13 protein-coding genes are annotated in these 14,038 nt (G+C 43.7%); 5 read left to right on the top strand and 8 right to left on the bottom strand.

Annotation, left to right across the window (positions count from 1 at the left end; translation table 11 throughout):
- Nucleotides 1-72: 72 nt before the first annotated feature.
- Nucleotides 73-1,341, bottom strand: a complete 1,269-nt coding sequence (locus M1G14_RS00110) for a competence/damage-inducible protein A (RefSeq protein WP_070506004.1) — start codon at nt 1,339-1,341, stop codon at nt 73-75.
- Nucleotides 1,342-1,716: 375 nt separating this feature from the next.
- Between M1G14_RS00110 and M1G14_RS00105 the strand changes: the two genes are divergently transcribed.
- Nucleotides 1,717-2,754 carry a S66 family peptidase gene (locus tag M1G14_RS00105; RefSeq protein WP_247926091.1) on the top strand — a complete coding sequence of 346 codons (1,038 nt, stop codon included), beginning with the start codon at nt 1,717-1,719 and terminating at the stop codon, nt 2,752-2,754.
- Between the two features lie 54 nt (nt 2,755-2,808).
- On the opposite strand, the gene M1G14_RS00100 is transcribed toward M1G14_RS00105, so the two are convergent.
- From M1G14_RS00100 to mutL, 3 genes are read right to left on the bottom strand one after another with little or no spacing between them, the layout of a single operon-like run.
- Nucleotides 2,809-3,372: a DNA-3-methyladenine glycosylase I gene (locus M1G14_RS00100; RefSeq protein ID WP_247926090.1), complete on the bottom strand. Its 564-nt coding sequence runs from the start codon at nt 3,370-3,372 to the stop codon at nt 2,809-2,811.
- 9 nt (nt 3,373-3,381) lie between these two features.
- Nucleotides 3,382-3,975 carry a Holliday junction branch migration protein RuvA gene (gene ruvA / locus M1G14_RS00095; protein WP_070661626.1) on the bottom strand — a complete coding sequence of 198 codons (594 nt, stop codon included), beginning with the start codon at nt 3,973-3,975 and terminating at the stop codon, nt 3,382-3,384.
- Between the two features lie 20 nt (nt 3,976-3,995).
- Nucleotides 3,996-5,939 carry a DNA mismatch repair endonuclease MutL gene (mutL, locus tag M1G14_RS00090; RefSeq protein ID WP_247926088.1) on the bottom strand — a complete coding sequence of 648 codons (1,944 nt, stop codon included), beginning with the start codon at nt 5,937-5,939 and terminating at the stop codon, nt 3,996-3,998.
- A 245-nt stretch (nt 5,940-6,184) separates the two neighbouring features.
- On the opposite strand from mutL, the gene M1G14_RS00085 reads away from it, so the two are divergent.
- Entirely contained in the window at nt 6,185-6,625 is a 441-nt protein-coding gene (locus M1G14_RS00085; RefSeq protein ID WP_049482826.1) for a LytTR family DNA-binding domain-containing protein, read from the top strand.
- Complete coding sequence (locus M1G14_RS00080) at nt 6,619-7,074, top strand: DUF3021 domain-containing protein (protein ID WP_247926086.1); 456 nt, start codon at nt 6,619-6,621, stop codon at nt 7,072-7,074. Before M1G14_RS00085 ends, M1G14_RS00080 begins: the two co-directional genes overlap by 7 nt.
- Before the next feature lie 354 nt (nt 7,075-7,428).
- Here the strand turns inward: M1G14_RS00080 and mutS are convergent, their stop codons facing one another.
- Together mutS and argR are read right to left on the bottom strand one after the other, a co-directional pair.
- Nucleotides 7,429-9,978, bottom strand: coding sequence for a DNA mismatch repair protein MutS (gene mutS, locus M1G14_RS00075; protein ID WP_247926085.1), 2,550 nt, complete (start codon nt 9,976-9,978; stop codon nt 7,429-7,431).
- A gap of 120 nt (nt 9,979-10,098) precedes the next feature.
- Nucleotides 10,099-10,539, bottom strand: coding sequence for an arginine repressor (argR, locus tag M1G14_RS00070; RefSeq protein ID WP_003002219.1), 441 nt, complete (start codon nt 10,537-10,539; stop codon nt 10,099-10,101).
- A 104-nt stretch (nt 10,540-10,643) separates the two neighbouring features.
- Between argR and argS the strand changes: the two genes are divergently transcribed.
- Nucleotides 10,644-12,332: an arginine--tRNA ligase gene (gene argS / locus M1G14_RS00065; protein ID WP_214260167.1), complete on the top strand. Its 1,689-nt coding sequence runs from the start codon at nt 10,644-10,646 to the stop codon at nt 12,330-12,332.
- Between the two features lie 153 nt (nt 12,333-12,485).
- Nucleotides 12,486-12,731: a hypothetical protein gene (locus M1G14_RS00060; protein WP_037608154.1), complete on the top strand. Its 246-nt coding sequence runs from the start codon at nt 12,486-12,488 to the stop codon at nt 12,729-12,731.
- A gap of 240 nt (nt 12,732-12,971) precedes the next feature.
- On the opposite strand, the gene nrdI is transcribed toward M1G14_RS00060, so the two are convergent.
- Both nrdI and M1G14_RS00050 read right to left on the bottom strand, forming a co-directional pair.
- Entirely contained in the window at nt 12,972-13,427 is a 456-nt protein-coding gene (gene nrdI / locus M1G14_RS00055) for a class Ib ribonucleoside-diphosphate reductase assembly flavoprotein NrdI (RefSeq protein ID WP_049474157.1), read from the bottom strand.
- 61 nt (nt 13,428-13,488) lie between these two features.
- A complete protein-coding gene (locus M1G14_RS00050; RefSeq protein WP_247926084.1) occupies nt 13,489-14,004 on the bottom strand; it encodes an ABC transporter permease in 516 nt (171 codons plus the stop codon).
- Between the last annotated feature and the right edge of the window lie 34 nt (nt 14,005-14,038).

The following is a 14,038-nucleotide window of genomic DNA, read 5'->3' as shown; positions in this document are numbered from 1 at the left end:
ACGTTTTCCGGTCTTTGAAAGGCTCATTTCCTATCCATTTTTAGAATTATTCTTCATTTGGCACAAGCTTCATTATACCAAATTTTCACCATTTAATACAGCCAAGCGTACCAAATTAAAGGCATGAAGAACTGCAATTTCGCGGACATCCGCCCGGCTACGTCCAGCGATATTAACTTGAACACTATCCACTCCGTTTGGAGTTGCAAGTCCGATAAAGACAGTCCCTGCTGGGTGCCCTTCTAGACTATCTGGCCCCGCAACTCCGGTCAGGCTAACACCATAATCGGATCCTGTTAACTTACGGGCCTGTGAAGCCATGGCTTGAGCTGTAAAATGAGACACCACTCCATGTTGCTCCAACTCTTGAGCTGGAATAGACAACATCTTGCTTTTTTCTTCCAGACTATAGGTGACAAAACCACCTGCAAAGATGCTAGACGCCCCTGAAAAATCTGCCAAAGTCGCTTGGAAGAGGCCAGCCGTCAGGCTTTCTGCAGCTGTAATGGTCTTACCAGTCCGTTTCAAGAGATCAAAGGCCACCTTGGCCATCGAATTGTCATCCCCATAACCGTAAAACAACTCTTGCAAAGGTTGATGATCCAGGGTGTGGCGTGATAAGATTTCCTTTTCTAAGACATCGAGCTTAGCATCTGCTGAAGCTTGATCCTTCGCCTTTGTAGACAGACGCAAGGTCACTTCTCCCGTCTTGGCATAAGGAGCCACCGTCGGATCACTCTGCTCCTCAATGATATCTGCTAGGATCGTAACCAGCTGGCTTTCCCCAATTCCAAAGAAGCGCAAGACTCTTGAAAAGAGCTGTTCCCCTGTTGTCAAATGAGGCACCAATTGTTCATTGACCATGGGTTTTAACTCACTTGGTGGACCAGGTAGAACGACATAGGTCACACCGTCGACTTCAATCAAACCTCCAACCGCGAGACCTGTACGGTTTTGAAGGGGGATTGAACCGGCAATCAATTGTGCTTGCCGCTCATTATTGGGCGTCCGGACATAATCAGGGCGACTGGCAAAGAAGGTGTCGAGTTTGGCAAGCGCTGTTGGATCAAAAACCAGTTCTTTCCCTAAAAACTTAGCAAGGGTTTGCTTGGTCAAATCATCCTCTGTTGGCCCAAGTCCACCACATAAAATCACCAAATCACTGCGTTTTGAAGCTGTCTCAATGGTCGAGAAGAGACGACCTTCATTGTCTCCTACCGCCACATGATAATAGACATCAATCCCTAAACTAGCCAATTTTTCAGACAAGAATTGAGCATTGGTGTTCACAATTTGTCCTGTTAGAATTTCTGTTCCAACTGCAATAATTTCCGCCTTCATGGTGCCTCCTACTTATACTATTCGTAATTTTCATTTCATTTTAACACAATTTCCTAAATTATTTAAAAATCAAATTGAAGATAAAGTCCATTTTGGACAACTTTCTTCAATCTTTTATTTTAGAGTATAAAGTAAAGGCTCTTAGAAATACCATTACATCAGCATGCCTAAGACTTTTAACTATGTGGCGATCAACTTCTAAAAGGGCTATTTTCTATTGTTGATAGAGCTTATCTCTATTCTGAAGAAACCATATCGAGTGGTTGCTTTTTTACTACTTTCTTGATCTAAAAGCCTTCTTCTGACTCTAATTCTTGTTGTTTTCCCTCATCTTTTGTGATACAATAGTATCAATTTTTTCTAGGAGGATAATATATGACTTCTACTATTGGTATTATAAGTTTATCTAGTGGGATTATCGGAGAAGACTTTGTCAAACACGAAATGGACTTGGGTGTCCAACGTCTCAAGGGCCTCGGACTCAATCCTATCTTTTTACCCCATTCGCTAAAAGGCTTAGACTTTATCAAAGAACATCCTGAAGCTCGTGCGGAGGATTTGATGCAGGCATTTTCTGATGAAAGCATCGACATGATCTTATGCGCCATCGGTGGAGACGATACCTATCGTTTATTGCCTTATCTTTTTGAAAATGACCAACTACAAAAGGTTATCAAACAAAAAATTTTTCTTGGCTTCTCGGATACAACTATGAACCACCTCATGTTGCATAAACTAGGAATCAAGACTTTTTATGGTCAATCCTTTTTAGCAGACATTTGTGAGTTAGACAAAGAAATGTTGCCATACAGCCTCCACTACTTCAAAGAATTGATTGAGACGGGAAGAATCTCGGAAATTCGACCTAGTGACGTTTGGTATGAGGAAAGAACTGACTTCAGTCCCAAAGCTTTGGGAATACCTCGTGTCAGCCATGCAAATACAGGTTTTGACTTGCTACAAGGAACTGCCCAGTTCGAGGGAAAAATCCTCGGTGGTTGCCTCGAATCCCTCTACGATATCTTTGACAACTCTCGATATGTAGACAGTACAGAACTCTGCCAAAAGTACAGACTCTTCCCTGACTTATCCGACTGGAAAGGAAAAATCCTCTTGCTAGAAACAAGTGAAGAAAAGCCTGAACCTGATGATTTCAAAAAAATGTTGCAGGCTTTAAAAGAAACTGGGATATTTGAAGTCATCAGTGGACTCTTGGTCGGAAAACCTATGGATGAAACTTTCTATGACGACTATAAAGAGGCACTATTGGATATCATTGACAGCAATACCCCGATTGTCTATAATCTAAACGTTGGTCATGCCACACCAAGAGCAATTGTTCCCTTTGGAGTCCACGCGTATGTAGATGCAACGGAGCAAGTCATTCGCTTTGACTATAACAAAGAAAGCTGAGATGAATTTCTCAGCTTTTTCTATATTCTCAAATACTTTCGCTATCTGTACTCACTACTTACCGCTTTTCCATTCACAATCATTCTCGTGGTCATCAACCAGACCTGCAGCTTGTAAAAATGACAAGATGGCGACTGGGCCTGTGAACTTGAAGCCTCGTTTTTTGAGATCTTTGGATAATTTCTCAGATAGACCTGTTTTGGCAGGCGCCTGGCTGTAATCAGGCACATCATTCACAATCGTCTTCCCACCGACAAAAGACCAAAGATAGGCATCAAAAGAACCATAGTCTGCTTGCACTTGTAGAAAGGCCTGGGCGTTGGCACGTGTCGCAAAAATCTTAGCTCGATTTCGGATGATCGCTACATTGTCCATTAAATCTTCCAATTCAGAGTCACTCATCTCTGCAACACGATGAACTTGGTAACCATGAAAAGCTTCCCGAAAGGCTTGGCGTTTATTGAGCACCGTTTCCCAAGACAGACCAGTCTGATAGGTCTCCATGCAGAGCAACTCAAAAAGAGCCTGGTCATCATGAAGTGGCTGGCCCCACTCTTCATCGTGGTAGGCTACATATAGAGGGTTGTTCATTTTAACCCAGCCACAACGTTTTGGCATAGACTTCTCCTATTTCACCAACATCTTAAGGGCAGACTTGATATAGTTTTCAGCAGTATCAGAAGTTCCTTCAAAGAATTTCTTGATTTTCTTGAGTTCCGTTGCCTTGTAGCCCAATGCCAACATGGCTTCCATGGCTTCTTCAAGGGCTTGGTTTTCTTCTACAACTTTGGCTTTGGACTGAGCCGGTGCATCTTCTAGATCAAGATTGATCTTACCTTCTAGGTCCAAAACCATCTGTTGGGCTGTTTTCTTGCCGATCTTCGGAAACTTGGTCAAGTAAGTGATGTTCTTGCTTTCGATGGCTTGGACAAGGCCTGCATTGTCATCTGCAGCAATGATAGCCAGAGCTGAGACAGGTCCAATCCCAGAGACTGAGATCAAGTTTAAAAAGAGCTGTTTCTCTTCTTCGGTCGCAAAGCCATAGAGAAGGTGAGCGTCTTCCCGAACCACTTGGTGCAGATAGACGTGCACCTCTTGATTCATTTTACCAGAGTAGGCATAGGGATTGGCCACATGCAAGAGATAGCCGATCCCAGCTGTCTCCACCACGATGTATTTGGCGGTGATTTTTGTTAAAATTCCTTTAATGTATTCGTACATAATCTTCCTTTATTGTTTGATTAATATTTGCCCAATTCCCGTAAACTGGTGTGATTTTCCTGAATGCGTCGGAACATCTTTTCCATATCTGACTTGGTAAAGTTAACCAAAACCGGACGGCCATGAGGGCAGTTATAAGGGTTGTCACATTGGGACAGTTGGTAGATCAGATCGCGTGCGGAGTAATCATCCAGCGTGTGGTTGGCCTTGATGGAGCGTTTGCAGGACATCATGATGGCCAACTCAGCCCGGTATTTCTTGATGGACACTTCCTTGGTCAAAAGGAGCATATCACACATTTCATAGATGCCCGACTCGATCTCTTCTTCCTTCATCCAGATCGGATGCTCCCGTAAGATCAACTGGTTAGCTCCGTATTCTTCTAAGTAGACGCCCACTTCTTCTAAGAGGTGCTTGCGCTGTTGCAGGCGGATCAGATCGTCTGTAGGGAACTCAAAGATATAAGGCACCAGCAGTTGTTGCTGACTGCCGTCTACGTCCCCGATGCTCTCCCGGTATTCTTCGTATTTGACCCGCTCTTGGGCTGCATGCTGGTCAATGATGTAGAGGCCTCCATTGCCTTGAGCAAAGAGATAAGTCCCATGCATCTGACCAAAATATTCCAACTCTGGGAAGGTCGATGCTTCCTCTCCCTCCAGCTTGTCATAGGCCTTGTCTAGGCTAGCCAGATCCAACTCTGGGTGATCCAGTTCATCGTATACCGCAGCCTTTCTTTCCGCAAACTTGATCGCACTTGTCGGTTTTTCTACTGGATTTTCTTGGCTTCTGGCTTCAGTAGTATCCTCATCTGTTAGAGGAAGTTGAGGATCTGCCACCTCTGGTCGAAGTTTGAAATCTTGACTTTCGCGGTCATAATAGAGGCGGTTTTCTTTCAAAGGCAAGGTCGTCTGAACCGGCTTTTCTGCTCGACGAATGGTCGACTTGGCTAGATTTTCTAGAGCATCCGGAATTAGATCCTGCTCTTTCAGAGCATTCGCAATGGCTTGGGAAATCAAGGCCATCAGTTCTCGTTCTTTGGAGATACGAACCTCTTGCTTGGTCGGGTGAACATTGACATCCGCTAAGTAAGGGTCGATCTGGATGTGAATGATCGCAAGTGGGAAGCGACCCACCATGAGTTTACTACCGTAGCCGTCTAAAATAGCCCGATTGAGCAAGAAATTCTTGATGTAGCGGCCGTTGATAAAGAGACTGATGTAGTTGCGATTGGCACGAGTCAATTCAGGCAAAGACACAAAGCCCGTCACTTCAAAATCTAGGTCACGATTTTCAATGGCAACCATCTTCTTAGCAGACGCAAGGCCATAGACACCCGCAATCGCTTGCCGGAGATTGCCAGTCCCCGCTGTTTTGGTCATTTCTTTTCCATCATTGATCAAGGTAAAGGCAATCTCAGGATGGGCCAAGCTCAAGCGATTGAGAATATCCACGATATGGGATAGCTCTGCCTGCTGGCTCTTTAAATACTTGAGACGAGCAGGAGTATTAAAAAAGAGATCTTCTACTGTAATCTTGGTCCCGACAGGGCTTGTCGCTGGCTCCAATTCCTCAATTTCGCCACCCTTTGCGACCAATTTGGTCCCGTGGGCAGCTCCTTCTTGAGCCGTTAGAAGGGTTAGAATACTAACAGAAGCAATGGAAGGCATGGCCTCGCCACGAAAACCAAGCGTTCGAATGCGAAAAAGATCCGCTTGATTCTTGATCTTACTGGTCGCATGTCGACGAAGGGCCAAAGCGACCTCATCATGCGCAATTCCTTCCCCATTGTCTGTGATCCGAATCGACTTCAATCCTGCTTCTTCGATTTCGACGACGATCTGGCTAGCTCCAGCATCGATCGAGTTTTCAACCAATTCCTTGACCACACTAGCAGGTCGTTCAATTACTTCACCTGCCGCAATCTGGTTGGCTAGGACTTCTGGCAATTCAATAATCTGTGACATAGCTGCTCCTTTACCTTTTTTCACCGATACATGTAGCTCTATTATACCACAGATCCACAGGACTCCCTTTCTTAAAAAATGGAGGCTGGCCCCATCTTTTTTCCTAAAAACCGCATAGGCAAAGAAAACGACCACATAAACAAATCCCCTTGTCTTCCCTTTGGAAAAAGTGTTTAATAGTAGTGTAAAGAAGGAGCCGAGCTAGCAGGCTAACCGACTTTACCTAAGGAGGGAGAAAATATCTTATGAAAGTAGAAGTACACATTGATTCCCACTTCCAAGAAGAAGCGGTGACGATTACAGCACCTACACTATCTACGCGTGTAGAGAGAATCCGTGACTTTGTGGAAGAATTGGATCAAAAAGGGCGCTTACGTGCCAAAAAGGATGGGGAGGCTTACCTGATCGAAAGCCAGCTATTCCAACGTTTTTACATTGAAAATCGGCAAGTGATTGGTGAGACCATGACAGATCAATTTATCCTGACTGGACCACTCTATCAGCTATCTGAAGACTTACCGACCTTCTTTCTCAAAATTTCCCAATCTGAAATTATCAACACAAAAGAAATCGATCACCTGCACTTCACTAGTGGAGGATCGGTTCAAATCCATCTTAAAAATGGGAGCCTGACCTACTCCTCCCGTCGTTATTTAAAAGCCATTAAGGAGAAATTATCATGCTAAAACAATCATTTTCTGACGCCCTAAAAGGGATTCTCATCGGGCTCATTCTATCCATCTTCTTTTCCTACCAATTCTCACCTGAGTTGTACCTTCCCTTAAGTCCCAACTCTGCAGTCGGCCGCTGGATGTTCTTGCATCATGTTCACGGCTCACTGGTCATGCTCTATTGCGTCCTCGTTTGGGGTGCGATTGGGGTCCTCTTTAGCTTGGGAAGTCTCCTCTTTCAAAAAGACTGGAGCCTCTTGCGGGCTACTCTGAGCCATTACCTACTCATGTTACTTGGGTTTATTCCCCTAGCTACCTTGGCCGGCTGGTTTCCAGCACGACTCGGATTTTACCTCTCGCTCATTGTCGAATTCACCCTCGTTTACGTGATCATCTGGTTGGTCTCCCATCATTTTTATAAAAAACAAGTCCAAGAAATCAATCAAAGCATTGCTAACCACTAAGCAAAAAGATCCTCAGTGCTACGAGGATCTGAAAATGGAGATAAACTGTTCCTTTATACAAATCTAATAAATTCTATAAAAATTATACTCGTTATAGTTATTCAATCATCTACTGAAACTTTCCGCTGTGAGAAAAGTGCCTGAAACAATTGTGTTTCAGGCACTCGGGAGTTTTTAGAGTAAAACAGTTTAGGAAACTGTTTTAGCCTGAGCCCAGAAATTAAAGAGCGAAGGGGCTCAATAATTAGTCATGGAACTTCTTAGAAGTTCGCTGACGTCCAGACTCACCTAAGGAAAGTTTCTAAGATGACTTTGTCTTCAATCTGAGATCCTCGCCGTCACGAGGATCTTTTTTTACAATTTCTTTTTCAATTCGGCGACTGCCATCATGACTTCCATCGGAGTCATATTGTAGAGATCCAGATTCTTCAATTCTGTGATCACTGTACTTTCTGTTTCTTCCTCAAAGAGGGACATTTGTTCAGCAACCTGCGAAGACACTTCCTTTTTAGGAGTTGCATCCGCAAGCGGTACTTGCTGGGCTTGTCCTTCGAGCTTGGTCAAAATCGCATCCGCCCGCTTCAGCAATTCTTCTGGCAAACCAGCGATCTTGGCCACGTGAATCCCATAGGATTTATCTGCTGGGCCGGGTTCAATCTTGTGCAAGAAGGTAACCTGACCATCTCGCTCCAAGGTCGCAACATGGACATTTTCCAAACGGGTCAAAGTCTCTGAGAGAGCCGTCAACTCATGGTAATGGGTCGCAAACAAGGTTTTGGCACCAGTACGATCGTGGATGTATTCGATGATGGATTGGGCGAGGGCCATCCCATCATAGGTCGCAGTTCCCCGCCCCAACTCATCAAACAAAATCAAGGACTGGGGCGTTGCCTTGCGAATGGCGTGATTGGCTTCCATCATTTCCACCATAAAGGTAGACTGACCCGATACCAGGTCATCAGCAGCTCCGATCCGGGTATAGATCGCATCAAAGATTGGCAACTCAGCCTTTTGCGCTGGAACATAGGAGCCAATTTGCGCAAGAATCACAATGATCGCCAATTGGCGCATATAGGTAGACTTCCCGCTCATGTTTGGCCCTGTAATCAACTGAATATCCCGTTCTTCATCCATAAAGATGCTATTAGGAATATAGGTCTGAGCGCCCATGACTTTCTCGACAACTGGATGGCGACCTTTGTCGATTTCAATTCGTCGCTCTTCATGAAAAAAGGGGCGATTCAACTGTTGCGACTCAGCAACACTGGCCAAACTTTGTAAAACATCAACCGTTGCAATCGCCTGAGCCAACTGTTGCAAACGCTGGATATATTTGCCAACTTCTTCACGAATCCGCATAAAAATCGTATATTCAAGATTAGCAGACTTCTCACGCGCCTCAAGCATATCTCCTTCGATGCGTGCCAATTCTTCCGTACCAAAGCGTTCTGAATTTTTCAAGGTCGCCTTGCGGAAAAAGTGAGCAGGAACGTGACTCAATTGAGAATTGGTGACATGGAAATAGTAGCCATCCTTCTTGTTGTAATCGATTTTTAGACCTGTAATGCCGCTGGCTTCGCGCTCCTTGGCCTCAATCTCAGCAATCCAACCAGTACCATCCCGAAGAACGACACGGTACTGGTCCAATTGCTCGTCAAACCCAGTTCGGATGATATTTCCCTCTGTAATAACAGCAGATGCTTCCGGAGCAATAGCTGAGGTAATCAAGCGATGCAACTCAGGAAGTTCATCCAAGCGTGCAATCAAGACATCTAAGACTGGATCGCCAATCCCCAGTAGAATCGACTTAATCGTCGGCACATGCCCCAGAGTATCTCCTAGTTGCAAGAGATCCTTAGGATTGATCTTGCCAAAGGAAACCCGACTCGCTAAGCGTTCAATGTCATAGACTCCTTTGAGGCTGTCGGTCAAATCGCTCCGTTCAAAGAAATGATCCATAAAGACCTGAATGATGTCCTGGCGCTCTCGAATCCGTTTCAAATCGACTAAGGGTTTCTGAATCCAGGACCGCAACAAACGACCGCCCATGGCCGTCTTGGTTTCATCCAAATACCAATACAAGCTACCATGTTTCTTCCCAGTCCGCGCATTCTCTGTCAAATCAAGACTAGCCTTGGTCGCAAAGTCCATCTGCAAGAAATCGCAAATCTCATAATGATGGGCTTTTTTGAGGTGGCTCAATTCCCGCATTTGTGTCTGGTAGACATACTGGAGAAGTTTTCCAGCCGTTTTCTTTTCTAGCTCACTCAACTGATCCCCTAAGAGTTGAACATCGTCGAGCGCCGTCTCTACATGTGACAGCAAGAGATTCATCTGGCTCACAAACACACGCTCTTCCTGTTCTGGCAAGTCATAACCCAGGACCACCTCACGCGCACGTAAATTGCGGATTTCTCCACAAACCATGCTAAAGTCATTGAGGGTCGTCACCTGAAACTCCCCTGTCACCAGATCCATATAGGCTAGCCCATAATCATTTCCTGAACGATCCAAAGCAACCAGGAAGTTATTCTCACTATCTGGCTTGGTCGAATCCACCACTGTACCCGGTGTAATCACCTGTACGACTTCACGCTTAACGACCCCCTTGGCTTCTTTGGGGTCTTCCATTTGTTCTGCAATCGCGACCTTATAGCCCTGTTCAATGAGAACATCAATATACTGCTGGGCCGAGTGGTAGGGAACACCCGCCATAGGGATCGGATTCTCTGCATTTTTATTCCGTGAGGTTAAGGAAATCTCTAAAATTTGAGCCGCATTCACTGCATCTTCATAAAATAATTCGTAAAAATCTCCCATTCGAAACAGCAAAAAGGCATCCGGATAGTCTTTTTTGATATCTAGATACTGCTGCATTCCAGGGGATATTTTCTCTACTGCCATACTTCTTTATTCCTTACTCTTGCATCATTTTCTGACACAAGCTCCATAGATGAAAACAGGAGTAGATAGCTCACTATCTTCCTCCTTTTGACATCTCTCTTTCTCTCCAACGGGGCTTGATTACTGCATCATCCCTAAAATTTCATTTTGAATTTCAATAGCTGCCTCTTGGTCACGGCAGACAATCAAGAGGGTATTGGCCCCTGCTACTGTTCCCAAAATACGCTCATCTGCCATTTCATCTACACCATTGGCCAAGAGAGCTGCTTCTCCCAGCTCTGTCCGCAAAACCAAAGTGAATTCTGCTCGTGAGACAGATTTGGCATGGCTGGACAACATAATATAAATCTCTGCTACCTCAGGCTCATTGGGCAAAATATAATACAACTGGTCTTTTCGTTTCACCTTGACTAGACCCAGATCGCGCAAATCTCGTGACAGAGTTGTTTGCGTTACAGCAATTCCTTTTGCTTCTAATCGATCCTGAATCTCTTTTTGAGTCGACAATTTTTCATTTCGAATCATTTGTTGAATCAAAAGGTGACGTTCTGTCTTTTTCATTGGACCTCCACTTTTGAATAAATATACTTTAAATTATACCAAAAAAATTGAAAATTCGCTCAGAATTGTGTTAAAATAATAGTTAAAAGGACTAAGGAGCTAATATGAACAATAAAGAACTCATTGCTAGTGAATTGGCCAAAGTGATTGACTCTCTTGACCAAGATGCTATTTTAAATTTGCTTGAACAACCAAAATCATCTGATCTTGGCGACATTGCTTTTCCAGCCTTCTCACTTGCAAAAGTGGAACGCAAGGCTCCTCAAGCAATCGCTGCAGACATTGCTGAAAAAATCGACCAAAGTGCCTTCGAAAAAGTCGTTGCAACTGGACCTTACGTAAACTTCTTCTTGGACAAATCTAAGATCTCTGATCAAGTGATCAAATCTGTCATCGAAGCAGGTGCAGACTATGGCCAACAAGACGAAGGTAAAGGTCAAAACATTACCATCGACCTTTCAAGTCCAAATATCGCAAAACCATTCTCAGTTGGTCACTTGCGCTCAACCGTTATCGGGGATGCTCTTTCGAACATCTTCCGCAAAATGGGCTACAACACGATTAAAATCAACCACTTGGGAGACTGGGGTAAACAGTTCGGTCTCTTGATGGTGGCCTACAAAAAATGGGGTAGCAAGGAAGCTGTCGAAGCCAACCCAATCGATGAATTGCTAAAACTTTACGTTCGAATCAACGCTGAAATCGAAAACGATCCTGAGCTTGATGAAGAAGGACGTAAATGGTTCAAAAAATTAGAAGATGGGGATCCAGAAGCAACTGAATTGTGGCAATGGTTCCGTGACGAAAGCTTGGTGGAATTCAACCGTATCTACAAACTCCTCGGTGTTGAGTTTGATAGCTTAAACGGGGAAGCTTTCTACAACGACAAGATGGATGAAGGGGTTCAAATCCTTGAAGACAAAGGCTTGTTGAAAGAGTCTAAGGGAGCTAGCATCGTTGAGCTCGATGATGTCAACCTTCCACCGGCTATGATTAAGAAATCAGACGGTGCCACTCTTTATATCACGCGTGATATCGCAACCGCTATCTACCGTGCACGGACTTACAACTTTGTGAAAAACATCTATGCTGTAGGTCAAGAACAATCTAACCACTTCCGTCAATTGAAAGCTGTTTTGAAGAAAATGGGATTTGACTGGAGCGATGATATGGTTCACGTTGACTTTGGTTTGGTGACAAAAAACCGCCAAAAATTGTCAACTCGTAAAGGAAATATCATCCTTCTCGAACCAACTCTTCAAGAAGCCATCTCTCGTGCCAAAGCTCAGATCGAAGAAAAGAATCCTGAACTTGAAAACAAGGAAGAAGTGGCACATGCAGTCGGTGTTGGTGCGGTTAAATTCTACGACTTGAAGACAGACCGCCGCAATGGGTATGACTTCGACCTCGAAGCCATGGTATCCTTCGAAGGAGAAACTGGACCTTACGTTCAATACGCTTACGCTCGTATCCAATCAATCCTTCGTAAAGCCAACTTCACACCATCTACAGATGCGACTTACAGCTTGAGCGACCCAGAAAGCTGGGAAATCATCAAGCTTCTCCAAGACTTCTCTCGTGTTGTCAAACGTGCCGCTGAAAACTATGATCCATCCTTGATCGCAAAATATGCTATCAACTTGGCTCAAGCCTTCAACAAATACTATGCACACACTCGTATCTTGGATGAAAGCCCAGAACGCGAAAGCCGTCTTGCTCTTAGCTACTCAACTGCAGTAGTCTTAAAAGAAGCCCTTCGCTTACTTGGTGTCGATGCCCCTGAGAAAATGTAATTTCTTATCTAATGATTGATAAGTAGAACATCTCATATGGGAGTGAGAGGAGAAACTAAATGCGATTCAATTTAGTTCTTTCTCACTCCTTTTCTCATGCCTAATGCCCTTCATTCTCTACATTTTCAAATCCTTTATATACAGGAGAAATCTATGAATCAAACCGTTTACATCTTAATCCTCATCAGTTTAGTGGTCCTCTTTTTATTCAACAAGTACGAAAGAGAAAAACTACAACGGCTCTTACAAGAACAACTCTTGAAAGATCAATTTTTCAAAGATAGCATCAAGAAAAAAATCCAAGAGACCGACAATATCAACGATGTCATCCATGCCATCAATAAAGACTATCGATTAGGGCTCCTACTTGCTAAAGAAATCACTGAAAAATTAAAATAAGCCATAGAAGAGGAGTCATATAAAATGTGACTCCTCTTCTATTCAGTCGCAACAAATAAGAGGCTGGGACAAAAGTCCTAGCCTCTTATTTGTTTTTGGATTGTCGAGCAAAACGCAGTGGTTGAGTGGGCTCTACTACACTGATTTCATCAGCTTTTACAGCCCTACTCAACTGTGCGGAGGTGGGACGACGAAATCGAATTCTAACGAATTACCGATTTCTGTCCCACTCTCTTTATTTTAAAGATGATACAACTCTTCTACAATGGCAGCTACTTTTTTAATATCTCCCAACATCCCCCGCATTTCAAAATCGGCTAACATGGGGAAACCAAAGCGTTGGCTGTATTGCTTAGCGGTTAAACAATATTGATTGTTAAAATTCCGATTGCCTGATCCAACCACTCCTAAGCACTTGCTGGCATTGTCTCCATAAGCAATAAAATCCGCGACATCTGTCGTCAAAATTTCCACATCGCCATTGTCGACACCATTTCCACCCTCCAAATAGGTTGGCAAAAAAGTGATAAAAGGGTTGGTCATTTCAAAGAAGGGCTGGCCCTCTTTGACCAGGTCTTTCACATGCACTTTCTCGATTTCAAGTCCGGGATGAGCTTCCAGCAAATAGTCACTTAAACGGCGGACAAAACTCTCTGTATTCCCACTCAGACTAATATAAACAAAGGATACTTTCATCTTTTTTCTCCAATCAAGAAACTCTCTTATCCTCTAAGAGAGCTCCATTCAAACTTATCTATTATGCCCTAGCTTGAACTTTTCTCAAACGCAAGGTTTTATACAAAACAATTCCAAGGAAGAGAAGGGATAAAGCAGTCAAGAGTAACAAAGCAATGGACGAAGATGCCAGATATCGTTGGCGAAGCGCTGAGTTTGAAAAACTAGCTAATAGTGGACGCCCTGCAAAATAATTATAGCAAGAGAAGGCTTGACTTAACAAAATCTGTCCCATATAAGTATAATGAGCTGTTAACAGATCCTGCTTCATAAAGAGGAAATAGAAAGTTGCCAGTAAGGCAATCAGAATCAAGGAAACAAATAAAAAGGTTAGTGGAGACTGATTGAGTTGGGCTGATTTCTCATAATATGTCACATAGTCAGCCTTGTCTTGAGCCGTTGTTAAACCAAGTTGTTTCGCAAAATCATCTGTCAGCTCAAAACTCTTTGAAGCTCCAAAGGTTGAGACAGCTGAAGTCAGGGTTCCAACCGTAGAGAAAAATAACAGGATATAAAGATAGATAGGTTTCTTTTTCATACAAACTCCTTTTCATTTCTTACACCCTATTATA

This window comes from Streptococcus parasanguinis, assembly GCF_023109675.1.
Taxonomy (GTDB): Bacteria; Bacillota; Bacilli; order Lactobacillales; family Streptococcaceae; genus Streptococcus; species Streptococcus parasanguinis_I.
The sequence above is the reverse complement of the archived record's forward strand: the minus strand, read 5'-3'. Positions and strand labels throughout refer to the sequence as shown.

Excerpts from the sequence above, each read along its gene's own strand:
- M1G14_RS00110 (WP_070506004.1), bottom strand. The coding sequence starts at position 1,341 with ATGAAGGCGGAAATTATTGCAGTTGGAACAGAAATTCTAACAGGACAA.
- M1G14_RS00105 (WP_247926091.1), top strand. The coding sequence starts at position 1,717 with ATGACTTCTACTATTGGTATTATAAGTTTATCTAGTGGGATTATCGGA.
- M1G14_RS00100 (WP_247926090.1), bottom strand. The coding sequence starts at position 3,372 with ATGCCAAAACGTTGTGGCTGGGTTAAAATGAACAACCCTCTATATGTA.
- ruvA (WP_070661626.1), bottom strand. The coding sequence starts at position 3,975 with ATGTACGAATACATTAAAGGAATTTTAACAAAAATCACCGCCAAATAC.
- mutL (WP_247926088.1), bottom strand. The coding sequence starts at position 5,939 with ATGTCACAGATTATTGAATTGCCAGAAGTCCTAGCCAACCAGATTGCG.
- M1G14_RS00085 (WP_049482826.1), top strand. The coding sequence starts at position 6,185 with ATGAAAGTAGAAGTACACATTGATTCCCACTTCCAAGAAGAAGCGGTG.
- M1G14_RS00080 (WP_247926086.1), top strand. The coding sequence starts at position 6,619 with ATGCTAAAACAATCATTTTCTGACGCCCTAAAAGGGATTCTCATCGGG.
- mutS (WP_247926085.1), bottom strand. The coding sequence starts at position 9,978 with ATGGCAGTAGAGAAAATATCCCCTGGAATGCAGCAGTATCTAGATATC.
- argR (WP_003002219.1), bottom strand. The coding sequence starts at position 10,539 with ATGAAAAAGACAGAACGTCACCTTTTGATTCAACAAATGATTCGAAAT.
- argS (WP_214260167.1), top strand. The coding sequence starts at position 10,644 with ATGAACAATAAAGAACTCATTGCTAGTGAATTGGCCAAAGTGATTGAC.
- M1G14_RS00060 (WP_037608154.1), top strand. The coding sequence starts at position 12,486 with ATGAATCAAACCGTTTACATCTTAATCCTCATCAGTTTAGTGGTCCTC.
- nrdI (WP_049474157.1), bottom strand. The coding sequence starts at position 13,427 with ATGAAAGTATCCTTTGTTTATATTAGTCTGAGTGGGAATACAGAGAGT.
- M1G14_RS00050 (WP_247926084.1), bottom strand. The coding sequence starts at position 14,004 with ATGAAAAAGAAACCTATCTATCTTTATATCCTGTTATTTTTCTCTACG.